Origin of the sequence: Alicyclobacillus sendaiensis NBRC 100866, from assembly GCF_001552675.1 — a bacterium.
GTDB lineage: Bacteria > Bacillota > Bacilli > Alicyclobacillales > Alicyclobacillaceae > Alicyclobacillus > Alicyclobacillus sendaiensis.
On sequence record NZ_BCRQ01000019.1, the window covers coordinates 1 to 24,859 of the forward strand.

Below are 24,859 nucleotides of genomic sequence, written 5' to 3' on the forward strand. Positions count from 1 at the left end.
CAAGGGTCGCTCGGCAATTGACAGCGCGGGCCGAGCGTACTACAATGACGAGCAAGTCATCCAATTCGCGTGACAATTCGAGTGCTTCAGGCACTTGAGTTGGCGGTCTTGTTTTGACGGAATATTTCGTCAATCGATCTTTGCCAACCGACGAAGACACGCGAGAGAGAAACTCGCCGACTGGGCGAGAGAGGGGCGTTGGACGTGGCATTACAGGTTTTTCTCGACGGCGAATTTGTCTCCAGCGACGCAGCCAGCGTGTCAGTGTTCGATCACGGCCTCCTTTATGGCGATGGCGTTTTCGAAGGCATCCGCGCATACGACGGAAACGTATTCCGCCTCGGGCCGCACATCGATCGGCTCTTTCGGTCGGCCAAATCCATTCTCCTTGAGATTCCATATACGCCAGAAGAGTTGACAGAACTCGTGTGCGAGACCGTTCGGCGCAATCACCTGTCTTCTGCGTATATCCGCCTCGTGGTCACGCGCGGCAGCGGAGACCTGGGGCTGAATCCATACAATTGCCCCAAGGCCCGCGTCTTCATCATCGCGGAGCAGCTCTCGATGTTTCCCAAGGCGCTCTACGAGCAGGGCATTCGCGCCATCACGGCCGCGACGAGGCGCCCGCGAGGCGACGTGCTCAATCCGAAAATCAAGTCGCTGAACTACCTCAACAACATCCTGATCAAAATGGAAGCGATGCACGCGGGTGCCAACGAAGCGATTGTCCTGAACCATGAGGGCTACGTGGTGGAGGGGTCAGGCGAGAACATCTTTCTCGTGCGAGATGGCGTCCTCTTCACGCCGCCGGCGTATCTCGGAGCGCTCGAAGGCATCACGCGTCAGGCGGTCATCGATTTGGCTCCTGCACTCGGCCTCGAGGTTCGGCAGGAGCCGTTCACCCAGCACGACGTGTACGTCGCCGATGAGGTGTTTCTCACGGGCACAGCGGCCGAAATTGTCCCGGTCGTCGAAGTGGACCGGCGCGTCATCGGTCAGGGCGTACCGGGGCCGGTGACGAAGCGGGTGCACGCCGCCTTCCAAGACATCGTGCGCGCGGACGGCGTGCGAATCGAGGGCGCCCGGGTCTGAAATCGGCGGTGTTGCCCAGCGCGCGCTGCGCTCGGACGAGGGCGGCGCGTGAACTCGCCGGACGAAAATCGTCCGGCGAGACGGTCACGTCAACACGAAAGACGCGGAGAAGACAGAGATAGACAAGGTTTTGCGAGGAGTGGCAAATCCAATGAGAAGCGACATGATCAAAAAGGGCGTGGACCGGGCGCCCCACAGGGCCCTGCTTTATGCCACGGGTGTGAAACCCAGGGATCTGTCCAAACCGTTCATCGGCGTGTGTAACTCGTACGTCGACATCGTTCCGGGTCACGTTCATCTCCGCGAATTTGCAGAAGTCGTGAAAGATGCCATTCGCCAGGCAGGCGGTGTCCCGTTCGAATTCAACACCATCGGCGTGGACGACGGGATCGCCATGGGGCACATCGGCATGCGGTATTCGCTCGCGAGCCGCGAGCTCATCGCCGACTCGGCCGAGACGATGATCAACGCCCACTGGTTTGACGGCGTCTTTTTCATTCCCAACTGTGACAAGATCACGCCTGGCATGCTCATGGCGGCGGTGCGCTGCAACGTGCCTGCGGTCTTTGTCTCCGGCGGTCCGATGGAAGCCGGCAGGTCGCGCACCGGTCGGCCGCTTTCCTTGAGCTCGGTCTTCGAGGGCGTGGGCCAGTACATGAGCGGGCAGATTTCGGAGGATGACCTGCTGGATCTGGAGCGGAACGCGTGCCCCACGTGCGGCTCGTGTTCGGGCATGTTCACCGCCAACTCCATGAACTGCATCATGGAGATGTTGGGAATTGCGCTCCCCGGCAATGGCACGCTGGTCGCCACGTCCAAGGAGCGCCACGAGCTCATCTATGAGGCCGCGAAGCACCTCATCCGCATGGTGGAGCAGGACATTCGGCCGCGCGACATTATCACCCGCGAAGCCATCGATGACGCGTTCGCGCTGGACATGGCCATGGGCGGATCGACCAACACCGTCCTGCACCTGATGGCCATCGCGCACGAGGCGGGCATCGACTATTCCCTGAACGACATCAACGAAATTGCCAAAAGAGTGCCGTATCTCGCAAAGATAAGCCCTGCGTCCGAATACAGCATCCAGGACGTGCACCGCGCGGGTGGCGTCTCGGCGATCATTCGAGAGCTGTGCGAGCACACCGACGCGGTTCACCCGGATCGCATCACGGTGACGGGCAAGACGCTGTACGAACAGGTCAAGGACGCGAAGATCCTCGACGAACGCGTTATTCGCCCGGCCTCCAACCCCTACAGCCGCGAAGGCGGCCTGTCCATCCTGTTTGGCAACCTCGCGCCGGACGGCGCGGTGCTGAAGGTGGGCGCGGTCGATCCCGACATCCAGCGGTTCGTCGGGCGCGCCATCTGCTTCAATTCGCAGGACGAGGCCATGGAAGGGATCAACAGCGGGAAGGTGCAACCGGGCCACGTCGTGGTCATTCGCTACGAGGGGCCGAAGGGCGGGCCAGGGATGCCCGAGATGCTGGCGCCGACGTCGTCCATCGTGGGCCGGGGCCTCGGCCGCGAGGTCGCGCTCATCACCGATGGCCGCTTTTCGGGGGCCACGCGAGGGATCTGCGTCGGCCATATCTCGCCCGAGGCCGGCGTGGGCGGGCCGATTGCGCTCGTCGAGGATGGGGACGAGATTGAGATTGATATCCCGAATCGCACCATCACGCTGAAGGTGTCGGACGAGGAACTGGCGGCGCGTAGGGCGCGGTATCAACCGCCTGCGAAGGAAAAGCTGACGGGCTACCTCGCTCGGTATCAGAAGCTGGTCACGTCGGCGAACACCGGTGCCGTTCTGACGGTGGACGCATGAGAACCCTTGTGGAGAGGAGGAAACGCGATGCCTGGAATGTCGAAACCGGCAGATGACGAGACGCTGACGCGCTCGGGAGAAGGCGGAGCCATGTGGATGAAAGGTGCCGACATGGTCGTAGAAGCGCTGCGCCGCGAGCAGGTCGAGGTCATCTTCGGCTACCCGGGTGGGGCCGTGCTGCCGCTGTACGACGCGCTCTACCAATGTGGCATTCGACACGTGTTGACACGCCATGAGCAAGGTGCCATTCACGCTGCGGAGGGCTACGCTCGCGTAACGGGCAAGCCGGGCGTCGTGATCGCCACAAGCGGGCCTGGCGCCACCAACCTGGTCACCGGCTTGGCCGACGCGATGATGGACAGCATTCCGCTCGTGGCCATCACCGGACAGGTGGCGAAGACCGTGATTGGCACCGACGCTTTTCAGGAGACGTCCATCATCGGCATCTCGACGCCCATCACCAAGCACAACTACCAGATTCGGCACGCGTCGGAAATTCCGAAAGTCTTCAAAGAGGCGTTCCACATCGCCAACTCGGGCCGCAAAGGGCCTGTGCTGATCGATATTCCCAAGGACGTGTCGGGGGAAGAGGCCTGGTTTGCCTATGACGATCCGCCGCAGTTGCCTGGGTATCAGCCGACCGTGGTGCCTCACCACATGCAGATTCGCAAGCTGATGCACGGCCTGCAACACGCCAAGCGGCCGGTGGTGCTGGCGGGCGCGGGCGTGCTCCACGCGCGGGCGACGGAAAAGCTGCTCGCGTTCGTGGAAAAGTACCAGCTTCCGGTGGTCCAGACGCTGCTCGGTCTCGGCAGCTTCCCGGCGTCTCATCCCCTCTGCTTGGGGATGGGCGGGATGCACGGCAGCGCGGCGGCCAACAAGGCGCTGTACGAGACGGATTTTCTGATCAACCTCGGCGCCCGCTTCGATGACCGGCTGACCGGCAAGTTGGAGCACTTCGCGCCGCAGGCGGTGGTGGCGCACATCGACATCGATCCGGCCGAGATCGGCAAAAACGTGCCGACGGACATCCCCGTGGTGGGCGACGTCGGCGAGGCGCTCTCCATGATGTTGAGCATCGACGTTCCGCCGCCGGACGCGGAGGCGTGGCGCGAGGAATTGCTGCAGGTCAAAAGGGAGCTTCCGTTCTGGTGGGTTCAGGATGGACCGCACATTAAGCCGCAGCGGCTCATCGCGGAAATCGCGCGGATCACCAAGGGTGACGTCGTCGTGACGACGGACGTCGGCCAGCACCAGATGTGGGCTGCGCAGTTCTTCCCGCTCAATCAGCCGGATCGGTGGGTGACATCCGGCGGACTTGGCACCATGGGGTTCGGCTTACCGGCTGCCATCGGCGCGCACTTCGGCCAGCCGGATAAGCTCGTGGTGGCCATCCTTGGCGACGCGGGGTTCCAGATGACGCTGCAGGAGCTCGCCGTGATTGGTGAGCATCAGTTGCCCATCAAGGTCGTGATCGTCAACAACAGCGCGCTCGGCATGGTGAGGCAGTGGCAGGAGTTGTTCCACGGCGAGCGGTACTCAGAATCCCTGCTTCCGTGGCAGCCGGATTTCGTCAAGCTGGGCGAGGCGTACCGCATCCCGTCGGCGCGCGTGGAGCGGGACGAGGAGTTGAGCGCGAAGCTCGAGGCGTTTCTGCGGGAGCCCGGTCCGGGTCTCTTGGAGTGCGTCGTGGACCCGAACGAGAACGTGTACCCGATGGTCGCGCCGGGTGCAGGTATCCACCAGATGGTGGGGGTGAAGCCATGACGCCCGTCTTGTCGGTGCTGGTGCACAACAAACCTGGCGTGCTCAACCGCATCACGGCGCTTTTCATGCGCAAGGGGTTCAACATCCAGAGTCTGACCGTCTGCATCACGGAAAACCCCGAGATTTCGCGCATGACCATCGTCATGAGCGACATGGACGAGGCTGCGCTGGAGCAGGTCATCAAGCAGCTTCACAAGCAGATCGACGTGCTGAAAGTGACGGATCTCACGGATCAGGCGAGGGTCGCGCGCGAGCTGGCACTCATCCGCGTGTCGAGCCCCATCGCGGAGCGGGCGGTCATCCATTCGCTCATCGAGCCTTTTCGGGCCAACATCGTCGACGTCGGGCGCGAGACGGTGACGGTGCAGGTGACTGGCGATGCGGAGAAGATCGACGCGCTCATCGCACTGCTCCGGCCGTACGGCATTCGCGAATTGGCGCGCACGGGGTTGACCGCGCTGCCGCGCGAAGCGGCATCCTCGGCGGATGCGAAGCGGTCCGGAGAGGCGCAGGTCCTTCACATTTAACGGTTCTGTCGCGGCGGGGCGCGAAGCCCCGCTGAGCACGCAGTAACTAACGACCTTCCACCTTGCGTGGCAACCTCTACATAAGCGAGGAGTGAATGAAATGGAGAAGATCTACTACGACGCCGACATCTCGATTCAGCCGCTTGCGGACAAGCGGATCGCGGTCATCGGCTATGGGTCGCAGGGCCATGCGCACGCGCAAAACCTCCGGGACAGCGGGTTTGACGTCGTGATTGGGCTTCGGCCGGGTTCGTCCTGGGCCAAGGCGGAGGCGGATGGGTTTCGCGTCATGGCGGTGGGCGAGGCCGTCGAAGAGTCGGACGTGATCATGATCTTGTTGCCGGACGAGCGGCAGCCGGCCGTGTACGAGCAGGAGATCCGCCCGTATCTCACATCGGGTAAGGCGCTGGCGTTTGCCCACGGGTTTAACATTCACTTCTCGCAGATCCAGCCGCCAAAGGGCGTCGACGTGTTCATGGTGGCGCCGAAGGGCCCGGGTCACCTCGTGCGCCGCGTGTACGAGGCGGGGGGCGGCGTGCCGGCGCTCATCGCCGTGCACCAGGATGCGAGCGGGCAGGCGAAGGACCTCGCGCTCGCGTACGCGCGCGGCATCGGCGCGGGCCGAGCGGGCATCCTCACCACCACCTTCCGCGAGGAGACCGAGACCGACTTGTTCGGCGAGCAGGCCGTTCTCTGCGGAGGTCTGTCGGCGCTCATCAAGGCGGGATTCGAGGTCCTGGTGGAGGCGGGTTACCAGCCGGAGATCGCTTACTTCGAGTGCCTGCACGAGATGAAGCTCATCGTCGACCTCATTTACGAGGGCGGTCTGGAATACATGCGGTACTCCATTTCAGACACGGCGCAATGGGGCGACTTCACGTCGGGTCCGCGCGTCATCAACGAGGAGACGAAGCAGGAGATGCGCCGCATCCTCGCCGACATCCAGAGCGGAGCCTTCGCCAAGAGCTGGATCCTCGAAAATCAGGCCAATCGGCCGATGTTCAACGCCATCAACCGGCGCGAACTCGAGCATCCCATCGAGGTGGTGGGGCGCAAGTTGCGCAGCATGATGCCGTTCATCAAGGCGAAACGGCCGGGGGACGATCGCGTCCCGGCGACCGCGGACCGGGCTTGATCGCGTCCATGCGCACAAAGGCGGGCGCCTGCGCTCGCCTTTCGCTTCTGTAACATCCGAGTGGAAAGGGACGGATGGCATGACAAAGAACATTGCAATCCTGCCGGGAGACGGCATCGGCCGCGAAGTCACCGCGGAGGCGGTCAAGCTGATCCAGGTGGTTGCCGCGAGCCGGGGTGAGACGTGGAATCTCGAGGAAGGCCTCATTGGCGGCAGCGCGCTGGACGCGACAGGATCGCCCTTGCCGGAAGAGACGGTGCGGCTCTGCCGCGCGGCGGACGCCGTCTTGCTCGGCGCGGTCGGCGGGCCGAAGTGGGATCATCTCCCTGGCGACAAGCGCCCCGAGGCAGGGCTGCTCGGCATCCGCAAGGCGCTCGAGGTCTATGCGAACCTGCGGCCCATCCGCACCTGGCCTGGGCTGTTGCTCGCTTCCCCGCTCAAACCGGAGCTCGTGGAAGGTGTGGACTTCATCATTGTGCGCGAGCTGACGGGCGGTCTGTACTTCGGCGAGCCGAAGGCGCGCCTCGATGGCGGCGAGGCGGTGGTGGACACGCTTCATTACACGCGCGCCGAGATCCGCCGCGTCGTGAAGATGGCGTTCGAACTCGCGAAGGGTCGCCGGGGGCGGTTGACCTCGGTTGACAAGGCGAATGTGCTCGAGTCGAGCCGCGTGTGGCGCGAGGTGGTGGAGGAGGTCGCTCCCGACTACCCCGGCGTATCGGTCGAGCACTTGCTGGTGGACAACGCCGCCATGCAGATCATCACGCGGCCGAAGACGTTCGACGTGATCGTCACTGAGAACATGTTCGGCGATATCTTGTCCGACGAGGCGGCTGTCATCACGGGTTCCATCGGGATGCTGCCCTCCGCGAGCCTCGGCGAGGCCGGACCGGGCCTGTACGAGCCCGTGCACGGATCCGCGCCGGACATCGCGGGCCAAGGCCTCGCCAATCCGTTGGCGACGTTTTTGTCCGTGGCGCTCATGATGCGGCATTCGCTGCACCTTCCCGAGGCTGCGGACGCCATCGAACAGGCGGTGCACGGCGTGATTGAGCGGGGTATCCGCACGCGCGATCTCGCCAGACATGGCGAGGCGTTTGTCAAAACGGCGGAAGTCAGTGCCATGGTTTGCGAGGACGTGAAAAGGAGGCTCGGTTAATGGGGAGGACCTTGTTTGAAAAAGTCTGGGATGCGCACGTGGTCAAGGAATTGCCGGACGGACAGACGCTTCTTTACATTGATTTGCACCTCGTCCACGAGGTGACGTCGCCCCAGGCGTTCGCCGGGCTCCGTTTCGCGGGGCGCAAGGTTCGCCGCCCCGAGTTGACGTTTGCCACCATGGATCACAACGTGCCGACGGTGAATCCCAAGGACGTCCGGGATGCCATTGCCCGCAAGCAGATTGAGACGCTCGAGCAGAACTGCCGCGAGTTTGGCGTCCAACTGGCTGGACTCGACAGCCCGTTCCAGGGGATTGTGCACGTCATCGGGCCGGAGCTTGGCCTGACCATGCCGGGGAAGACCATCGTCTGCGGGGACAGCCACACGTCGACGCACGGCGCCTTTGGCGCGCTCGCCTTTGGCATCGGCACGAGCGAAGTGGAGCACGTCCTCGCCACGCAATGCCTCTGGCAGAGCCGGCCGAAGACGATGCGCATTCAGCTGAACGGCGCGCTTCAACCCGGCGTCACCGCCAAGGACGTGATCTTGGGCCTCATTGCGAAGTACGGCGTGAATTTTGGCACGGGCCACGTGGTGGAGTACGCGGGAAGCCTGATTCCGCAGCTCAGCATGGAGCAGCGGATGACCATCTGCAACATGTCGATTGAGTTCGGCGCGCGGGCGGGCATGATGGCGCCGGACGAGACCACCATCGCGTACGTCCAGGGCCGGCGCTATGCGCCGAAAGGCGAGGACTGGGAGGCGTGCGTCGCCGAGTGGCGCGAACTGAAGTCCGATCTCGACGCCGTCTTCGACGTCGACGTGGTGTTCGACGTCCACGACCTCGAGCCGCAGGTCACTTGGGGAACCAATCCGGGTCAGGGGACCGGCATCAGCGGGGTCGTGCCGGATCCAAAGGATGCGAAGTCCGAGGAGGAGGCGCTGGCCATCCGCCAGGCGCTCGAGTACATGGACCTGAAACCGGGAACCAAGATTTCGGAGATCCCCATTCAACACGTCTTCATCGGCTCCTGCACCAATGCGCGCATCGAGGACCTGCGCCTGGCTGCGAGCATCGTCAAGGGCCGGCGCGTCGCGGACGGCGTGCGAGCGGTGGTGGTGCCGGGATCGAAACAGGTGAAGCAGCAGGCGGAGGCCGAAGGGCTCCACGAGATCTTTCTCGAAGCGGGCTTCGAGTGGCGCGAGCCCGGGTGCAGCGCGTGTCTCGGCATGAATCCCGACATCATTCCGGCCGGGGAGCGGTGCGCGTCGACGTCCAACCGGAACTTCGAAGGCCGCCAGGGGAAAGGTGCACGCACGCACCTCGTCAGCCCGGCCATGGCGGCGGCCGCGGCCATCGCGGGGCACTTCGTCGATGTCCGGGAATTGACCTCGGAAGGAGTGACGGCGTGATGGAGCCTATCGTCAGGCACGAGGGCCTCGTGGTCTGTATGAACCGCGTGAACGTGGATACGGATCAAATCATTCCGAAGCAGTTCCTCAAGCGGATCGAGCGCGACGGATTCGGCGAGTTCCTGTTCTTCGACTGGCGGTACCTGCCGGACGGATCGCCCAATCCCGACTTCGAGCTCAATCGGCCGGAGGCAAAAGGCGCCACCATCCTCTTGGTCGACGACAACTTCGGCTGCGGCTCCTCCCGCGAACACGCGGTGTGGGCGCTTCGCGACTATGGGTTTCGGGTCATCCTGGCCCCGTCGTTTGCCGATATCTTCTATAACAACTGCTTCAAAAACGGCCTCCTTCCCATTCGCATCCCGCGCGAGCTCTACAAGCAGCTCTCCGAGTCGCACGCGCGGGGCGAATGGCGCCGCATGACTGTGGATCTCGAGCAACAGACCGCCGCGACGGATCACGGCGTGACCTTCTCCTTCGAGATTGATCCGCACAAGCGGCACATGTTGCTCCACGGGCTTGACGACATCGGCATCACGCTTCAGTACGAGGACGAGATCGCCCGTTACGAAGCGTCGCGACGCCCGTATCAGTTCGTCTACGCATAACCAAAACGCCCGCTCGGCCGCTGGGGATGGCCCTCCAGCGGCCGTCTGTTTGCGCGCGCCTCGCCCTGTGATACACTACCCGCGGAGAGCGAGGGACATTCGTTCATGACGTCAATTGCGGAACAAGTCACCGAGACGATTCGCTGGATCTTCTCGTCCTACAGCCAAGTGCCGCGGGAGAAACGGCAGGGGTTCGATCGCGACGTGCGACACCCTGAGTGGACGAGGCGCCTGCTCGACGCGATGGGTAGGCCGGACGAGCGCGTGTACAACGTCGCTGTGACCGGGAGCAAGGGCAAGGGATCGCACGCCATCCTCACCGCCGCCATCCTCCAGCAGATGGGCGTGCGCGTCGGGCTGTTCACGAGCCCTCATTTGATCGACTTTCTCGAGCGGATCCGGCTGCAGGGCATGCCGATTCCGGAGGCGGACTTTGTGCGCGTCGGCGCCGCCGTCCGTGAGGCCGCGTCAGGACTCGCCGTGCCGCCCGATCAATATCTCGGTCCCGTCGGCCTCGTCGCCGCCATGGCGGCCGTGTGGTATGCGGAACAGGGCGTCGAGGCCGCTGTGTACGAACTTGGCCGCGGCGCGCGTCACGACGACGTGAACCAGGTGGTGCACCGCGGGGCCATCGTCGCGCCCATCTTCGGTGAGCACCTGGACAGGCTGGGGCCGACTTGGGAAGATGTCGTGATCGCCAAAATGGGCATCTTGACGGACCACGCGGCGTGGGCGGCGCTGAGTGCGCAACCGCCGCTCTCGCGCAAGGTGATGGCGCCGTTCTTGACGGCGTTTCGCGCCAGGGGCGGCGAGGTGATGGAGGTGGGGAGCGACGTCGAGTGGTCGCTGGATGGCGCGAGTGCCGAAGGGCGTGTGAAGGTCCGCGGGCTCGGGTTTACCGCGGACATCCGCGTGGACGAGCGCTTGGTTCCCTACGCGGACAACCTCGCAGCCTCCGCCGCGGCTGCGCACCGCGTGTTGTGCGATCTCGGCCGGCCATCGCGCGAGTTGGCCGTCGACCTGCGAGGGCTCACGCTGATTGGGCGGCTTCAGCGAGTGCGGCGCGAGCCGGACGTGGTGATTGATGGCGCGATTCACGGACTGAGCGCGGCGTACGTGCGGCGCTTCGCCGAGGCATGGCGCCTTGGGCGGGAGGGGCGCGGCCGCATTCACCTCGTGCTGTCTCTGCCGGACGACAAGGACGCCGAAGGCGTTCTGCGAGAGCTTGGGCCCATGGCGCATCGCATCTTATTCACCGAAACCACCAACCCAGCGCTTCATTTCACGCGCGATTTGGTGTCGCTCGCGGCGGCGATGGGCTACGCCGCGTCCCGCGAGTCGAGCCCCCACGAAGCCATCGGCCAGGCGCTCGAAGCGGCGTCCCGGGACGATCTCGTCCTGCTCGTGGGCACGCAGTCGTTTGTCGGCGACGCGCTGCGCCACTTCGGCGTGCCGACGGGGCCCATTTGGATGCACACTGGAGAGGATGAAGCGACGTGCTGACGCAGCTGCTTCTCATCGCCCTCGGGATTGGACTTGACAACGGAGTGGCCGCCGTTGGCCTCGGCACTTCCGGGCTCAGCCGCCGCGAGCAGTGGCGCGTCGCGCTCATCTTCGCGGTCTTTGAGGCGTGGATGCCTGTCCTCGGCATCTTGGTGGGCCGCGAGGTCTCCAGCGTGCTGGGGCGAAGCGCGCACGTGGTCGGCGTGGGCATCTTGGCGCTTCTCGGCCTCTACAGTTTGTTGAAGCGGGGCGAGGTGGACGACGACATGGAGGCTGTCGAGCGCGCCAAGAGCCTCCAGATCATCCTGCTTGCCATCGCGCTTTCCATCGACAATCTGACCGTCGGATTCAGCCTCGGCGTGATGCGCGCCCCGCTCGCGTTCGCCGGTGTCGTGTTTGGCACCGTCAGTTTTCTTCTCACGGTGGCCGGGCTCGAGGCTGGTCGTTTCCTCGCCTCGCGCTTGGCGCAATGGCCTGCGGAGCTGCCTGCGGAGCGGCTGACGGGCCTCGTGCTCCTCGCGGTCGCCGGCTGGATGGCCGCCATGGCATGACATCCCGCGTATCCTTGTCCTGCCGAAACTTGACGGTTTTTGAGCGCACCGACGGATGTAGTATAATGACCGAGTACAAAATACGGCATTGGGCGATCTCGCTTTGACCCAGGGGATGCGGGCGAGATCGCGAGGGATGAGGAGGTTCTGCTGATGGCAGCGGAAACGACATTCAAAGCCGGACTGGAAGACGTGGTCTCCAACACGTCCGAAATCTGCTTCTTGGATGGGAAACAGGGGCGCCTTCTGTACTACGGGTATGACATCCACGATCTTGTCGACGGCGGCGCGTCGTTTGAGGAGGTCGTGTACCTTCTGTGGCACGGCGATCTGCCAAATCAGTCACAGCTGAAAGCGTTCACCGAGGAGTTGGCGCGCGAGCGCGCCCTGGCTGAACCTGTGCTCGACCTGTTGAAACGGCTTCCGAAAGATGCAAACGCCATGGCCGTCCTGCGCACGGCAGTCTCGTTCCTCGGTTTGTACGATCCGGACGACGGCGACGAGAGCCTGGAAGCGAACTACCGCAAAGCCGCTCGTCTCGTCGCGAAGATCCCGACCATCGTCACCTCGTTTGAGCGCATCCGCCAAGGACTGGACCCCGTGCAACCGGATCCTTCGCTGAGCGCCGCTGCGAACTTCTTCTATCTCCTCCGCGGCACGAAACCATCGGAATTCGAGGAGAAAGCCTTTAACACCGCACTCATTCTGCACGCAGACCACGAATTGAACGCTTCGACGTTCTCGGCGCGCGTCACGGCAGGCACCCTTTCGGATATGTATTCTGCCATCACTTCGGCCATCGGGACGCTCAAAGGTCCTTTGCACGGCGGCGCCAACGAGCAAGTGATGCGCATGCTGCTCGAAATTGGCGAACCGAGCAAGGCCATTGCATGGATCGACGAGGCGCTCGCGCAGAAGAAGAAGATCATGGGCTTTGGTCACCGCGTGTACCGGACTGAAGACCCGCGCGCGACGCACCTTCGCGAACTCAGCAAAAAGGCGGGCGAGCTGAAGGGCGAAACCAAGTGGTTCGAGATGTCCCAGGCGATTGAAAAGCACATGCTCGAGGTCAAGGGGTTGCACGCAAACGTGGACTTCTACTCGGCGTCGCTCTACTATTCGCTCGGCATCCCGACGCACCTGTATACGCCCATCTTCGCGTGCAGCCGCATCTCCGGTTGGACGGCCCACGTGCTCGAGCAGTACAAGAACAATCGCCTCATCCGCCCGCGGGCCGAGTACGTCGGACCGACGGACCGGAAGTTCGTCCCACTCAGCGAGCGCTGAGCGCTGTCTTCCAAGATGTTTTGATGAACGGCGTGCCGATATATGGCGCGCCGTTCACGCTTACAGGGCGGGCTTTGAGCGCGCTCTTGAGCGCTCGCCGACAGCGTACCAGGGCTTTCGCCCGCTGGCGCGAATTCGCAGCGCGCCGTCTCCTCTCCCGGGGCATGCTAAGGGCCAGGGAGGGATGGATCATGGCAAGGAATCAGCGACTGCTGCTCGATGAAGCGTCGCGAGCACTGCAGGACATGAAGTACGAGATAGCGGGAGAACTCGGCATCACGCCCCCCGCGGACGGCTATTGGGGATTCGTCTCGTCATACGAGAACGGTTCCATCGGTGGCAGTATCACCAAACGACTCGTCCGTTATGCGCAGGAGCGGCTGGCGCAAGGCAACGTGGGATCGCCGTGACATTCGAACGCGAGATAGGCTGGGGCGCGGACCCCAGCCTTTTCCGTGTCGACACGCCGACACCCCGCGGGTGCGGGGTGTCGGCGAACCGATGAAGTTCAGTGGACGATGTTGTTCTGGGCTTCCGTGGGCGCGGAGATCTTGCTGAGCGCCGCGCCGGCTTCGTTCACGTGGATGTCGACGGTGGCGAGATCGCCAATCGACAAGATGCCGCACAGGTCGCCGCGCTCGTCCACGATGGGCAGACGCCGAATTTGATGCTGCGCCATGAGATCGGCAGCTTCGTGCGCGTCCATGTCAGGCCGGCCGGTGACGACCGCCTTGGTCATGCAGTCTTCGACTCGAGCGTCGCATTTGCCCTGCGCCACGGCCTTCAGCACGATGTCGCGATCGGTGACAATGCCCACGACGCGGCGATTCTCGCATACCGGGATAGACCCGCAGTTCTCGCGTTTCATCGCCTGAGCGGCTTTCTGGATGGAGTCGGTCGCCGAGCAGCACGCGACGTCCGTGGTCATGATCTGCTGAACTTTCATGTGACGTCCCTCCTCGCTGTCATCGGTTCACACGCCGTAGTATGTCCCGCGAGCACCGTCGGCGAAGGGTCAGGCGGTGGTGGATCGATGGGATTGGCGCCAGTCGAGCACCGCTTTGACAGCCGTGCCGATACCCCAGATGGCCACCAGTTGTCGGATCAGGAGGTCCAGGGGCTGCTGCGGGCCGATGGCGCGGACGACGAGAGCAGGGAGGCCCATCCAGGGTGACAGCGCCCATGCGAACGAGATGAGCCCGACGCACGCGAGCGCCAGAACGCTGGTCCGCGTGCGGCGGCGCGCAGCCCAGACGGCCCACACGCCGAGGCCGAGGTACAGATAAGCTTCCACAGGTGTGAATCGAAAATAGGCGCCGATGTCCCGGCTCAAGGTACCAGCTGCACCCAGGGCAGCGTATATCCACCCAATGATTCGACAAACCCATCTCGGTTTCAAGAAGGGCACCTCGCTTCATCCGTTTATTTCGATGTGTATGCGGACCGGGACGAGGCCATGAGCTTCGATGTCCGTTCGAGCGCCCGTGTGGTATGTTAACTACGTGACTTGATCGGGAGGGGTGTCCTTGGCCATCTCGTCAGAACAGCGGAGAAGCCGGCGGATCGCCGCTGCCGTAGGGCTTGCGGTCGTCCTCGTGGCGCTCCTCGCGACTGGACTCGCCTTATGGCGATCTCGGCACGCCTTGCCTGTCGTGCAGACCGCGACTGTTTCGCTCCAGCGCATCAAGCGCGTGACGCTCGCGTCAGGCACCGTAAGACCGGTGGCCCGTCAGATCGTGAATTTGGACAACCTGCCGGCGCCCGTCGAGCGCGTGCTGGTGCACGTGGGGCAGCGGGTGCAGGCAGGGCAACCGCTGATTCAGTTGAACACGGCTTCTGCAAACGCCAGCGTGGAGGCGGCGAAATCGGCGCTCGCCGACGCGGAGTCGGCGTATCAGCGCGTGCTGGCGCAGTACAATCAGGCCCCGACGGCGCTTAAGGCGCTCTTTCTGCCGCAATTGAACGCGGCTTTGGCTTCGGTGGCGTCGGCGAGAAGCCAACTTGCCCAGGCGGAGGCGCAAGAGGCCCAGTTGACCATCACCGCGACCCTTTCCGGCGTGGTGCTCATCGCAAATCCGAATGGCGTCGACGCTGACGGCAACCCGACGCCGGTCGTCGAGGTGGTGAGCCCCGCCAAGGACGTCGTCATGGACTTGTCGGAGGTCGACGCCGCGCAGATCAAAGTGGGCATGACGGCGTCGATGCAGACGGACGCGTATCCCAATCAGACGTTTGCCGGGGTGGTGACGGCCATCGCGCCCTATGCAGAACTTTCCTCCAGTGGCGCTCCGGTCGTGAAAGTGACGGTCAAGCCGCGTGGCTCATTCCCGGTTCCCTACGGGTATCAGCTCACTTGTCGCATCCAAAGCCAATCCCCAGCGCCCGTGCCTGCCGTGCCCTACAGCGCCATTGTGCAGAACGGAACGGGCTATGCGGTCTACGAGCTCAGAAACGGCCGAGTGTATCTGGTGCCGGTCAAGCTCGGCATGACGAGCGACACCGCGGTCCAGGTGCTTTCCGGGGTGTCGCCGGGCGATCGCGTCGTGGTGAATCCGCCGGACAATCTTGCGAGCGGAGAGGCCGTGCGCACGTCATGATTCGCCTCGTGGGTGTGACGAAGTCGTATACTGTGGGGGATCAGCTCGTCCCGGTGCTGAAGGGCATTCATCTCGAGGTCCACCCGGGGGAGTTCGTCGCGGTCATGGGGCCGTCGGGCAGTGGGAAGTCCACGCTCATGCACATCCTCGGGCTCCTGGACCGGCCGACGTCGGGTGACTATGAGCTGAACGGCGCGTCCGTGCTCCATCTGCCTTCGAACGAACTCGCTCGCCTCCGCAATCAGCACATCGGGTTCGTCTTTCAGAATTTTCACCTCATCCCGCGCATGTCCGCCGTGCGAAACGTGGAGCTTCCCATGGTGTACGCGGGCGTGCCTCGCAGCAAGCGGCGTGCGAGAGCCATGGAACTGCTCGAGATGGTCGGCATGGCGAACCGCGCGCACCACCTGCCGAATGAACTGTCGGGAGGTCAGCGGCAGCGCGTCGCCATCGCGCGCGCGCTGGCCAATGACCCTGCGGTGCTGCTCGCCGATGAACCCACGGGCGCGCTCGATCAGCAGACGGGTGGGGAGATCCTCCGCATTCTGCAGGACCTCCACGCGGACGGCCGAACCGTCATGGTCATCACGCACGACCCGCGTGTCGCGCGAGCCGGTCAGCGCATCCTGCACATGGTGGACGGCGAGATCGTCCGAGAGGAGGTGCCGGATGAACCTCGATGAGATGCTCCGCATGGCCTTGGCCTCGCTCGCGGCCAACAAGACACGGGCATTCCTCACGATGCTCGGCATCTGGATTGGGGTGGCCTCCATTCTCGCCATTGTCGCCATCGGCAACGGCGGCAAAGCGCTCGTCATTGGGGAAATTTCAGGCGGAAACCAGTCCAACGTGATTCAAATTGTGCCGCGAGAGCTCGTCGCGCCTGGTTTGCCACAGCCCGGGCAGGTGCTTTCCATCGACGATTCCGATCTCGCCATCACCGCATCGTTCTCTGGCGTGGAGAGCGTCAACGAGACCTTCTACGGCACGGCCGTGGTGCAGAGCGGAGACAAGTCGGACAATGTGACGCTCTTCGCCGGTCCGGCGGATTTGGACCGCCTCGCCCGCTTTGTCGTCGTCCGCGGCCATATGTTCACCGCGGAGGACGTCTTGTCTCACGGCAACGTCGCGGTCATCAGCCAGTCGCTCGCGAATAAGCTGTTTGGGAGCGGAAATCCACTCGGCGCGATCATCACCTTGTCCGGCGTGCCGCTCGAAGTCATCGGCGTTGCGCAGCCGGAGCAGGCGAGCCTGTACTCGCTGGTGATGGGGAGTGACAATCTGTACATACCCGACACCACGTGCGAAGATATTTTCCCGAATTGGACAGCGTCTGAGATGGATGTCGTCGTGCAGCCGGGCGTCGACGTCCAGAGCCTCGCGAACCGCATCGTGTTGGCGCTCAACATCCATGCGGGCGATCCCACGGCCTTCATCGACTCGTCAGGTCTCGCCGCGAGTGTTGCGGCCTTGGTTGGAAAGGTGACCACCATCTTGACCGCCGTGATTGGCGCGGTGGCGGGAATCGCGCTGCTCGTGGGTGGCGTTGGCGTGATGAACATCATGCTGGTGTCGGTCACCGAGCGGACGCAGGAGATTGGAATTCGCGTGTCGCTCGGTGCCAGGAAACGTGACATCGTGCTCCAATTTCTTGTGGAGTCGATGGTCATCACGTCGATGGGAGGCGTCGCCGGGATTGCGACGGGGGTTGTGGTGAGCGCTGCCCTGCGGGCGCTGACCGGCATTCCGGCCTTCGTGCCGTGGACGGTCGGCGCGCTGGCGTTCGTCTTCTCAGCGGCCATCGGCGTGGTGTGCGGGCTGTATCCGGCGGCGAAGGCGGCGAATCTCCATCCGGTTGACGCCCTGCGGTACGAATAATACGAATAAGTTGCGCGCTGTTTGTACCTATTTGGGCTGTCCAGTATACTGAGGGCAGAGAGTGTGAAGATAGGCGACATCGAGGTTGTGCTTGATAAGGATGGTTGCGGATGCGCTTGGGGTTGAACATCGAGTACGACGGAAAAAATTATGATGTGCTTGAACTGCCGAATGAGGCTTTTGTGTGCCTTTTGCCATGCATGACGCCTGAGCAGTACAATCGGATCAATCGGCGCTTTGAAGACGTTTGGCCGGACGTGACGGTTCGGAGGAACCATATCCTCGCGTTCACGGCGGAGCGAGTTCATACGCCCGTCGATTACGTGTTTCTGTACCGAGGGCCGTTCTGGTTTGATGAAGAGGACTTGGATCGGTACATTCAGGCGCACACCATGCAGGGTTACCGCCCCTGTTGAGAGAGTTGGAGGAAATCGGTTGGCTTCGGAGCGCACCGTGATCGTATTTTTTGCCGGGAACGAAGTGGGCGGCGCTGCGACGCACCTCGTGACGTGGGCGAAGGCGCTGAAGGGCGGACAGGTCGACTACCACTATCGTTTTGTCAGCTTGGGGGATGGGCCGCTCGCGGGCGAGCTGCGGCAAATGGGCATGTTGCACGGCGCGGTCGCCGGGACGGTCGGCGCCATTCGCGATTTGGCTCGCGTGCTCCGACGCGAGCGCGCGTGGATTCTCCATTCCCACGGGCCCCGCATGAACCTGATCGCATCGTTTGCCGCATCCAGCGCGGGGGTCATCTGGACCGCAACGATTCACAGCCATCCTCGATATGACTTCGAGGGGCACCCCTTGAAAGCTGCCCTCTTTCCGAGCCTTCATCTGTGGCGCCTATCCCGAGCGCGCGGCCTGTTTGTGGTCCAACCCGCGCTGGGAGACGCCCTTCCCTGTCGGACCATCCTGGAGGTTCCCAACGCCTTCTATCCGATTCCGCCGCGGACTTCGCGTGACGTATGCGCGGCGGAATGGCGGCATCGGTTAGGTTTGAACCCAGAAACGAAACTCATCGGTATTGCGGCTCGGCTCGATCCCGTCAAGCAAATTGACGTCGCCATCGCTGCTCTGGCACGTCTCTCAGACCTGGACGTCCACCTGCTTGTGGCAGGCGACGGGCGAGATCGCGCGAGATTAGAGGCGGCGGCGGAGGCCAGTGGCGTGCGATCACGGGTTCATTTCCTTGGACATCTGCAGGATGTGCGGGACTTGTATTGCGCCATCGATGTTCACGTTCTGCCGTCGAAGAGCGAAGGAGCGCCCACCTCGATGTTGGAGGCCGGCTATTACGGTGCCGCGAACATCGGGTCGGATGTGCCGGGCATTCGGCGTATGCTGCTCGACGGCGAGGCGGGGGTCCTCGTGCCGCCCGGCGATGCCGAGGCCCTCGCGCGTGCCCTGCGCCAAATGCTCACGGACGCCGCTCTGCGGGCGTCGTATGTCGAACGGTTTGAGCGGCTTGTGTTGCCACGCTACACCCCGGAGCGCATGGTCGTGGCGTACGAGCGCGGCTACACGGTGCTCGAAGAAGATGCGGTGAGAAGCGGCTGGCGGCTCCCGGCGAATCCTGAACAGACGAGGTGAATCCATCATGTGGCGACGGCGGCGCGTATGGCGCGTTCGCTTCTTACCTCCGACACCTTACGGCGATCCCGCCCCTGCTGGGTGGACCTTTCTGACCGTCACGGTGTTGTGGTACCTCATCGTCGAGACCATCACGGGCCGGTCGACGTTCGGCCTGCTGCGCGCAGGCGCGCTGTATCCGCCGCTCGTGGGGCACGGACAGTGGTTTCGCGTCCTCAGTACCATGTTCGTCCACGTGAGCCTCTGGCACATCCTCGTGAATATGGTCTCGCTGTGGACGTTGTTTGTAGTGGAACAGGCGCTGTCGACGCCGGTGTTCATCGCGCTGTACGTCATCTCGGGCGCCGTCGGCAGCTTGCTGACGCTCCCTATTTCGCCGGACCAAGTCTCGGCCGGCGCGTCCGGGGCCATCTTCGGCCTCTTCGGCGCGATGCTTGCGCTCGCCTTGATGGGGATGTTTCCGCCATATGTCCGCAACCAGTTGCTGATGGTCCTTGCGATCAACGTCGTGATCGACATCATGAATCTGGGAACCATCGGCTGGATGGCGCACTTGGGCGGGCTCGCCACCGGGATGGCCTTGACCTACGCATTTGCCAGATGGCTTCGGAACCCACGGTTTTGGACGGTCCTGGCCTGGATCTGCAGCTTGGCCTGTGGATTCAGCCTGGTGTGGGATCTGGCGACGCCGTTGCCACTGTCCTGGTGAGGCATTCAATTCCTGATTGCAAATTGTCTAGGGAGGCCGTATACTACTCATCGTAGTGTTGACCTGTCGGACGGCGCATGATGTCCACGTGCGCCATGGCGAGTGCAGTCAACTGCAAATGGAAGAGGACTTACACTTAAAGGGTTAGGACCTCTGAGGACTAACTTTCCCCCGTGGTGTAAGTGCGATTCCACATGCCTTTTTCTTCAGAACGGCATGGCCGATTTGTTTGCAAAGGGGGACTTTTTTCATGGACACGATGGGGCGTCACGTCATTGCAGAGCTTTGGGAGTGTGATCCGGAGCGTCTGAACGACGTTCACGGGATCGAGCGCGCCATGGTGACCGCGGCCTTAGAGGCGGGCGCGGAGGTTCGCGAGGTTGCGTTCCACAAGTTCGCGCCGCAGGGCGTCAGCGGCGTCGTCATCATTTCGGAGTCACATCTCACGATTCACAGCTTTCCCGAGCATGGCTACGCGAGCATCGATGTGTACACCTGCGGGGATCGCATCGATCCGAATGTGGCGTGCGACTACATCACGAAGTACCTGGGCGCGAAGCGCCTTGAAGCAATAGAGCTTCCTCGCGGCGTAGGCCAGATACAGGTGCACGATGTGAAGGTGCGCGCGCTCTAACGGAGGAGAGTGCCGCTCGGCAATCGGGGCGCCGATCCATCGGCGCCCCCGCGCGTGTCTGGGGCGCGAAGTGGGCGCCCTTTTATTCGTTCCGGCTCGGAACCGGTGCGCCTGCGAAAACGCGCTCGTGGTGTGTCGGAATGCGTCGATCCAGTAGGATATTGCCGTTGCCCGCGTCCACGATGACGAGATATTTGTCCTCGTCGTCGCGCGCAATAGCCATGTATACCAAGTTTGTGCGGATGTTGCGGAGCTGGATGTCCTCGATTTTGCAGCCCGGATGTTCCGCCATGACCGATTTGCGTGCCTGCGCCTCGGTGCATTTTGCATACTTTTGCAGTTTCTTGGTGTACGCGTCGTGGCTCGCCTGATAGGCCTCGCGAAGCGTCTCGCGCGAGACCTGCACACTGGAATGGATCTCGAACTGGTGAGAAGGCCCGTTGACGGGGGCGTTCGGTTCCGCCGATTCGACGGCTGGAGCAGCAAGAATGCGTGCGGGCGCTTGCCACCACCCGGTCGATAGAAGGCAGGCTGCCGCGGCTGCGGTGAGGAACCATCGTTTCATGGGGCTCACTCCTTTGCGTGACTTGAGCTGTCGAAATTAGCATGTCCAATGCCAACGTGAACATGCATATTATGGAATTTTTGCTGCGCGCCGCATGACGGATCCGACCACGAGTTAAAAAACGCAAATACATACTTGCGCGATGGCCGAACACAATGTATAATCTATCTCGTGCGTTGCGGGGCCGTAGCTCAAGGGGAGAGCACTACGCTGGCAGCGTAGGGGTTGTGGGTTCGAGTCCCATCGGCTCCACCATATGGTACACGGCGGCTCGGTAGCTCAGTCGGTAGAGCAGAGGACTGAAAATCCTCGTGTCGGCGGTTCGATTCCGTCCCGAGCCACCACCCATGCGGAAGTAGCTCAGGGGTAGAGCATCGCCTTGCCAAGGCGAGGGCCGCGGGTTCGAATCCCGTCTTCCGCTCCAGGGCATTCGCTGCAGGACCCGGGCGGGGCGAGTCTCCGTCCGGGTTGCGCAGCCTCAAGGCGCCGTAGCCAAGTGGTAAGGCAGAGGTCTGCAAAACCTTCACCGCCGGTTCGAATCCGGCCGGCGCCTCCAGTTGAAAAAGCTTGTTGTGACGCGGCTCGCGAGATCTTCGCGGCCGCGTTTTTCGTTCCCGGCATGTTCACACCTCCAGCCCCACGACGCAACGCGATTTGGCGTCGCCCGCGTGATCGTTGTGCTATAATCTTTTCTGTGATTTTTGAATCCTTGTGCTGACGTGGTTGTAGGAGGGGTATCGTTGCGGCGACACCTGTGGACCGTTCTCTCCGAGCGAGTCGCGTATCAAAATCCATGGATCCGGGTGATGGAGTACGACGTCCTTCGCCCAGACGGGCAGCCCGGCCTCTACGGTGTCGTCGACGCGGGGCATAACGCGGGCGTCGTGGCGGTGGATGACCAACAACGCGTGGCGCTGCTCCGCGAGTTCGTGTTTCCGGTCGACAGGTTCCTGTGGCAGATTCCGAGCGGCCAGTTTCGCGAGGAAGGGCCAGAGATGGCCGCTGCGCGGGAACTTCGGGAGGAGACCGGCATTGCCGCGCGTTCGTGGACGCCGCTCGGAATGGCGCACCTGAGCGCGGGCATCTCGACGCAGGAGACGCATTTGTTTCTCGCGCAAGATTTGTCCTTCGGGAAAGCGGAGCGTGAGCCTACCGAGACGATGACTATGGCATGGGTTCCTTTGGAAGACGCGGTTGAGATGTGCCTGCGAGGCGAAATCACGGATGCCGTGAGTGTGGTTGGGCTATTGAAGGCGTTCCTGTGGATGGAGCAACACGGTCTGAAACGAGGGTGAGAGGATGAAATTGTCGGAGGACGAGATCGAGCGGAGGCTCGCGGAATTGCCTGGATGGCAGCGCGAGGAGCAATTCATCCGCAAGCGGTTCGGGTTTGCATCGTTCCCAGAAGCCGTGGCGTTCGTGAATCGCGTGGCGGAAATCGCGGAACGCCGAAACCATCACCCGTTCATTTCCATCGACTACAAGTACGTGACCCTGCGCTTCACGACTTGGCACGCCGGTGGTTTGACATCTGAGGATTTTGACGAGGCCAAGGAGATCGAAGGACTCTACACCTCGAGAGAGGCGACGTGAGAGCGCAGAGCGCCGTCACGTCATTTTAGCCGCAAAATCTTGGCGCCTGGGTTTTGCGGAGCCGGGGGCTTGGGACCCAGTGCCGCGGCCATGTCATCGGTGACCTCCTTCAGCGCTTCATAGCAGTGCTCCATCGGCACGGAGGAATCCCACATGACGTCGCAATGGCCGTCCTCATATACAATCACGCTGATCACGTATTGAATGTCGCTCATCGCAAATCTCCTTTCGTCCGCCGGGCGTGATGGTTTAAATTCATTGTACCCTGCGGAGGACCAAAGTGAAACTGGCGCACGCCGAGGGAACGTGCGCGGCTAGCAAGCGCTTACGAGGGGGGAGTGGCGTGCTGTTAGGGTGCTATGTGGGGCCTCGAGAGTTGCGCTTTGTCCGCGACGCCGGGTTTGACTACGCGGAACTGAACGCGAAGGTAACAAACCCAAGCAAGTCGGACGCGGAATGGCAGACGATTCGCGACGAGTTGTTGCGGAATCAGGTTCCGCTGCTCGCGTTCAATCGCCTGTTTCCGCCGGACATGCCCATCGTCGGTCCGGCGGTGGATATGGACGAGATCGCGCGCTATCTGGATGTTGCGTTCGCCCGAATGGCCGATCTCGGCGGCCAACATGTGGGCTTCGGGGCGGGGAAAAACAGGCGCGTGCCTGACGGGTTTCCGCAGGAAGAGGCGCGCGCGCAACTGGCCCGGGTGGTGCGGATGGCGGGCGATCTCGCCGCTCGGTACGGGATGTGGGTTCACTTCGAGTTTTTCAACCGCGCGGAGACGAATCTCATCAACACGGTGGAAGAAGCGGTGTCCTTTGTGCAAGAGCTTGGTCACCCTCGCGTTGATTTGCTCGTCGATTTTTATCACCTCGTGCAAAATGGCGAGCCCGTCCGTGAACTCCATCGAGCGCGTGGGCGCATCGGTTACGTGCACGTTGCGGACGAAGAGCGCAAGTGGCCGGGCAGCGGATCGCTTCCCGTCCGGGAATGGTTTGCGGCGCTTCGGGAGATCGGCTACCAAGGCCCCATCTCCATCGAGTGCAACTTTGAAGACCCGGTCCCCGAACTGAGGCAGGCTGGGGAAGCCATTCGCAGGCTCAGTTATTTGGGCGGCGGAGGGCGATAACGCGGCAACGGCGGTGTCCTCGCCGAGGCCCGCCGCGGCCTATGAACTCGAGCACGCATGGCGAGACCTTGTTCAGAGGAGGACGTTAAGGATGCGAACGATGAAACTCGGTTGCACGCACCTAGAGGTGCCCGTCGTCGGCATTGGCTGTATGCGCATTGATCGCCTCAGTCAGTCGGAAGCCGAGCGATACATCCAGACGGCGCTTGAACTTGGCGCGAATTTTTTCGATCACGCGGACATCTACGGTGGCGGGGAGTGCGAGGCGAAGTTCGCCGAGGCCATTCACATGAACGACGACGTGCGCGAGCGGATCATCCTGCAGTCGAAGTGTGGCATTCGCAAAGGGATGTACGACTTTTCAAAAGAACACATTTTAGAGGCCGTCGACGGGAGCCTGCGCCGCCTTCGCACCGATTACCTCGACGTGCTCCTCTTGCACCGACCGGATGCGCTTGTTGAACCCGAAGAAGTGGCCGAGGCGTTTGAAATTCTGCAGACGACCGGCAAGGTTCGATATTTCGGCGTGTCTAATCATAAACCGATGCAAATTGAGCTGCTGAGAAAGTATGTCCACCAGCCGATTGTGGCCAATCAATTGCAACTGAGCATCACGAATGCGACGATGATCGCGCAGGGCATGAACCTGAACATGGGGAACGAATGGGCGGTCGATCGCGACGAGAGTGTTCTCGACTATTGCCGGATCCATGACATCACGATTCAGCCGTGGTCCCCGTTCCTGTACGGTTTCTTCGAAGGGGTGTTCTTGGACAATCCGAAGTTTCCCGAGTTGAATCAGAAGCTGGATGAGATCGCGTCGCGGTACGGCGTGTCGAACGTCACCATCGCCATCGCTTGGCTGCTGCGCCATCCGGCAAAGATGCAGCCCATCATTGGGACCATGAACGTGGACCGCCTGCGCGCGTCTTGTCAAGCGGCGGACATTCAGCTGACGAGGCAGGAGTGGTACGAGATCTACCTCGCGGCGGGTTATCAGCTGCCCTGATGGAGGGCGGGCGAGGACGAGGATCGGCGCGCAGGCCGGTCCTCTTTTTATTTGAGCTATCAACCATCTTGATTTGGGCGATCCGTTCAAAAAGGGGATCCGCCTTGCGTTCACGCCTTTTCAAACGTGCTCAACTCGCGATCTTCGCTTGTCTTTCTTTGTCCAAATTGCTATATTCGGAGGCGGTCACGCGATAGCGGCAGCGCTGTACACGTCTTCACGCAGGTGGCGATGCAGGCCCAGCACATGAGCCGCTACCTCCGGGCGCATACTGACCGTGTGCGCGTCC

The 24,859-nt window shown here is 62.5% G+C and carries 27 protein-coding genes and 4 tRNA genes; 27 read left to right on the plus strand and 4 right to left on the minus strand.

The features are described from left to right. Positions 1 to 204 precede the first annotated feature (204 nt). The 12 genes from ilvE to AS26_RS05470 all read left to right on the plus strand — a co-directional run bounded on the left by ilvE (position 205) and on the right by AS26_RS05470 (position 13,279). Positions 205 to 1,092, plus strand: coding sequence for a branched-chain-amino-acid transaminase (ilvE, locus tag AS26_RS05415; RefSeq protein WP_062306934.1), 888 nt, complete (start codon positions 205 to 207; stop codon positions 1,090 to 1,092). A gap of 151 nt (positions 1,093 to 1,243) precedes the next feature. After that, the gene (gene ilvD, locus AS26_RS05420) at positions 1,244 to 2,917 is read left to right on the plus strand and encodes a dihydroxy-acid dehydratase (protein WP_062306935.1); all 1,674 of its coding nucleotides are present in this window, start codon (positions 1,244 to 1,246) and stop codon (positions 2,915 to 2,917) included. A 36-nt stretch (positions 2,918 to 2,953) separates the two neighbouring features. Next, positions 2,954 to 4,684 (plus strand): biosynthetic-type acetolactate synthase large subunit, encoded by a 1,731-nt coding sequence (gene ilvB, locus AS26_RS05425; protein ID WP_062307035.1) that lies wholly within the window; start codon positions 2,954 to 2,956, stop codon positions 4,682 to 4,684. Next, positions 4,681 to 5,211 carry an acetolactate synthase small subunit gene (ilvN, locus tag AS26_RS05430; RefSeq protein WP_062306937.1) on the plus strand — a complete coding sequence of 177 codons (531 nt, stop codon included), beginning with the start codon at positions 4,681 to 4,683 and terminating at the stop codon, positions 5,209 to 5,211. Before ilvB ends, ilvN begins: the two co-directional genes overlap by 4 nt. Positions 5,212 to 5,311: 100 nt before the next feature. Then, positions 5,312 to 6,346, plus strand: a complete 1,035-nt coding sequence (ilvC, locus tag AS26_RS05435; protein ID WP_062306939.1) for a ketol-acid reductoisomerase — start codon at positions 5,312 to 5,314, stop codon at positions 6,344 to 6,346. A 79-nt stretch (positions 6,347 to 6,425) separates the two neighbouring features. Then, positions 6,426 to 7,505: a 3-isopropylmalate dehydrogenase gene (gene leuB, locus AS26_RS05440; protein ID WP_062306942.1), complete on the plus strand. Its 1,080-nt coding sequence runs from the start codon at positions 6,426 to 6,428 to the stop codon at positions 7,503 to 7,505. Next, complete coding sequence (gene leuC, locus AS26_RS05445; RefSeq protein WP_062306944.1) at positions 7,505 to 8,920, plus strand: 3-isopropylmalate dehydratase large subunit; 1,416 nt, start codon at positions 7,505 to 7,507, stop codon at positions 8,918 to 8,920. Before leuB ends, leuC begins: the two co-directional genes overlap by 1 nt. Continuing rightward, entirely contained in the window at positions 8,920 to 9,528 is a 609-nt protein-coding gene (gene leuD / locus AS26_RS05450; RefSeq protein ID WP_062306947.1) for a 3-isopropylmalate dehydratase small subunit, read from the plus strand. The genes leuC and leuD overlap by 1 nt, the downstream gene beginning before the upstream one ends. A 105-nt stretch (positions 9,529 to 9,633) precedes the next feature. Next, positions 9,634 to 11,031 (plus strand): glutamate ligase domain-containing protein, encoded by a 1,398-nt coding sequence (locus tag AS26_RS05455; RefSeq protein ID WP_062306950.1) that lies wholly within the window; start codon positions 9,634 to 9,636, stop codon positions 11,029 to 11,031. Continuing rightward, entirely contained in the window at positions 11,025 to 11,582 is a 558-nt protein-coding gene (locus tag AS26_RS05460) for a manganese efflux pump MntP (protein ID WP_062306952.1), read from the plus strand. Before AS26_RS05455 ends, AS26_RS05460 begins: the two co-directional genes overlap by 7 nt. Positions 11,583 to 11,735: 153 nt before the next feature. After that, the gene (locus AS26_RS05465; RefSeq protein WP_062306956.1) at positions 11,736 to 12,869 is read left to right on the plus strand and encodes a citrate synthase; all 1,134 of its coding nucleotides are present in this window, start codon (positions 11,736 to 11,738) and stop codon (positions 12,867 to 12,869) included. A gap of 191 nt (positions 12,870 to 13,060) precedes the next feature. Then, the gene (locus AS26_RS05470) at positions 13,061 to 13,279 is read left to right on the plus strand and encodes an alpha/beta-type small acid-soluble spore protein (RefSeq protein WP_062306957.1); all 219 of its coding nucleotides are present in this window, start codon (positions 13,061 to 13,063) and stop codon (positions 13,277 to 13,279) included. 98 nt (positions 13,280 to 13,377) lie between these two features. Here the strand turns inward: AS26_RS05470 and AS26_RS05475 are convergent, their stop codons facing one another. Together AS26_RS05475 and AS26_RS05480 are read right to left on the minus strand one after the other, a co-directional pair. After that, a complete protein-coding gene (locus tag AS26_RS05475) occupies positions 13,378 to 13,815 on the minus strand; it encodes a CBS domain-containing protein (RefSeq protein ID WP_008340229.1) in 438 nt (145 codons plus the stop codon). Positions 13,816 to 13,884: 69 nt separating this feature from the next. Continuing rightward, positions 13,885 to 14,277, minus strand: a complete 393-nt coding sequence (locus AS26_RS05480; protein WP_245629631.1) for a hypothetical protein — start codon at positions 14,275 to 14,277, stop codon at positions 13,885 to 13,887. A gap of 112 nt (positions 14,278 to 14,389) precedes the next feature. Here AS26_RS05480 and AS26_RS05485 point away from each other — a divergent pair, with 112 nt between their 5' ends. From AS26_RS05485 to speD, 7 genes are all read left to right on the plus strand, one after another. Further along, complete coding sequence (locus AS26_RS05485) at positions 14,390 to 15,466, plus strand: efflux RND transporter periplasmic adaptor subunit (RefSeq protein ID WP_245629632.1); 1,077 nt, start codon at positions 14,390 to 14,392, stop codon at positions 15,464 to 15,466. Beyond that, a complete protein-coding gene (locus AS26_RS05490; protein ID WP_062306965.1) occupies positions 15,463 to 16,149 on the plus strand; it encodes an ABC transporter ATP-binding protein in 687 nt (228 codons plus the stop codon). The genes AS26_RS05485 and AS26_RS05490 overlap by 4 nt, the downstream gene beginning before the upstream one ends. After that, the gene (locus AS26_RS05495; RefSeq protein ID WP_062306967.1) at positions 16,136 to 17,344 is read left to right on the plus strand and encodes an ABC transporter permease; all 1,209 of its coding nucleotides are present in this window, start codon (positions 16,136 to 16,138) and stop codon (positions 17,342 to 17,344) included. Before AS26_RS05490 ends, AS26_RS05495 begins: the two co-directional genes overlap by 14 nt. A gap of 110 nt (positions 17,345 to 17,454) precedes the next feature. Continuing rightward, positions 17,455 to 17,760, plus strand: coding sequence for a hypothetical protein (locus AS26_RS05500; RefSeq protein ID WP_062306969.1), 306 nt, complete (start codon positions 17,455 to 17,457; stop codon positions 17,758 to 17,760). Between the two features lie 19 nt (positions 17,761 to 17,779). Next, positions 17,780 to 18,934, plus strand: coding sequence for a glycosyltransferase family 4 protein (locus AS26_RS05505; protein WP_062306971.1), 1,155 nt, complete (start codon positions 17,780 to 17,782; stop codon positions 18,932 to 18,934). 7 nt (positions 18,935 to 18,941) lie between these two features. Continuing rightward, positions 18,942 to 19,643, plus strand: coding sequence for a rhomboid family intramembrane serine protease (locus tag AS26_RS05510; RefSeq protein WP_062306974.1), 702 nt, complete (start codon positions 18,942 to 18,944; stop codon positions 19,641 to 19,643). Between the two features lie 250 nt (positions 19,644 to 19,893). Beyond that, positions 19,894 to 20,277, plus strand: a complete 384-nt coding sequence (speD, locus tag AS26_RS05515) for an adenosylmethionine decarboxylase (RefSeq protein WP_041695357.1) — start codon at positions 19,894 to 19,896, stop codon at positions 20,275 to 20,277. Between the two features lie 82 nt (positions 20,278 to 20,359). Here the strand turns inward: speD and AS26_RS05520 are convergent, their stop codons facing one another. Continuing rightward, positions 20,360 to 20,842 carry a PepSY domain-containing protein gene (locus AS26_RS05520; RefSeq protein WP_062306976.1) on the minus strand — a complete coding sequence of 161 codons (483 nt, stop codon included), beginning with the start codon at positions 20,840 to 20,842 and terminating at the stop codon, positions 20,360 to 20,362. 180 nt (positions 20,843 to 21,022) lie between these two features. Between AS26_RS05520 and AS26_RS05525 the strand changes: the two genes are divergently transcribed. The 6 genes from AS26_RS05525 to AS26_RS05550 all read left to right on the plus strand — a co-directional run bounded on the left by AS26_RS05525 (position 21,023) and on the right by AS26_RS05550 (position 22,435). After that, positions 21,023 to 21,097, plus strand: a tRNA-Ala gene (locus AS26_RS05525). A gap of 13 nt (positions 21,098 to 21,110) precedes the next feature. Next, positions 21,111 to 21,186 (plus strand) — tRNA-Phe (locus AS26_RS05530). Between the two features lie 5 nt (positions 21,187 to 21,191). Continuing rightward, a tRNA-Gly gene (locus AS26_RS05535) sits at positions 21,192 to 21,266 on the plus strand. A gap of 58 nt (positions 21,267 to 21,324) precedes the next feature. Next, positions 21,325 to 21,398, plus strand: a tRNA-Cys gene (locus AS26_RS05540). Between the two features lie 184 nt (positions 21,399 to 21,582). After that, on the plus strand, positions 21,583 to 22,137 hold the full coding sequence (locus AS26_RS05545; protein WP_062306979.1) for an NUDIX domain-containing protein: 555 nt from the start codon (positions 21,583 to 21,585) through the stop codon (positions 22,135 to 22,137). A 4-nt stretch (positions 22,138 to 22,141) separates the two neighbouring features. Then, positions 22,142 to 22,435, plus strand: a complete 294-nt coding sequence (locus tag AS26_RS05550; RefSeq protein WP_062306983.1) for a 4a-hydroxytetrahydrobiopterin dehydratase — start codon at positions 22,142 to 22,144, stop codon at positions 22,433 to 22,435. 20 nt (positions 22,436 to 22,455) lie between these two features. On the opposite strand, the gene AS26_RS05555 is transcribed toward AS26_RS05550, so the two are convergent. After that, on the minus strand, positions 22,456 to 22,650 hold the full coding sequence (locus tag AS26_RS05555; RefSeq protein ID WP_062306985.1) for a hypothetical protein: 195 nt from the start codon (positions 22,648 to 22,650) through the stop codon (positions 22,456 to 22,458). Positions 22,651 to 22,778: 128 nt separating this feature from the next. On the opposite strand from AS26_RS05555, the gene AS26_RS05560 reads away from it, so the two are divergent. Together AS26_RS05560 and AS26_RS05565 are read left to right on the plus strand one after the other, a co-directional pair. Further along, entirely contained in the window at positions 22,779 to 23,561 is a 783-nt protein-coding gene (locus AS26_RS05560) for a sugar phosphate isomerase/epimerase family protein (RefSeq protein WP_062306987.1), read from the plus strand. A gap of 91 nt (positions 23,562 to 23,652) precedes the next feature. Beyond that, positions 23,653 to 24,570: an aldo/keto reductase gene (locus AS26_RS05565; RefSeq protein ID WP_062306989.1), complete on the plus strand. Its 918-nt coding sequence runs from the start codon at positions 23,653 to 23,655 to the stop codon at positions 24,568 to 24,570. Positions 24,571 to 24,859 lie beyond the last annotated feature (289 nt).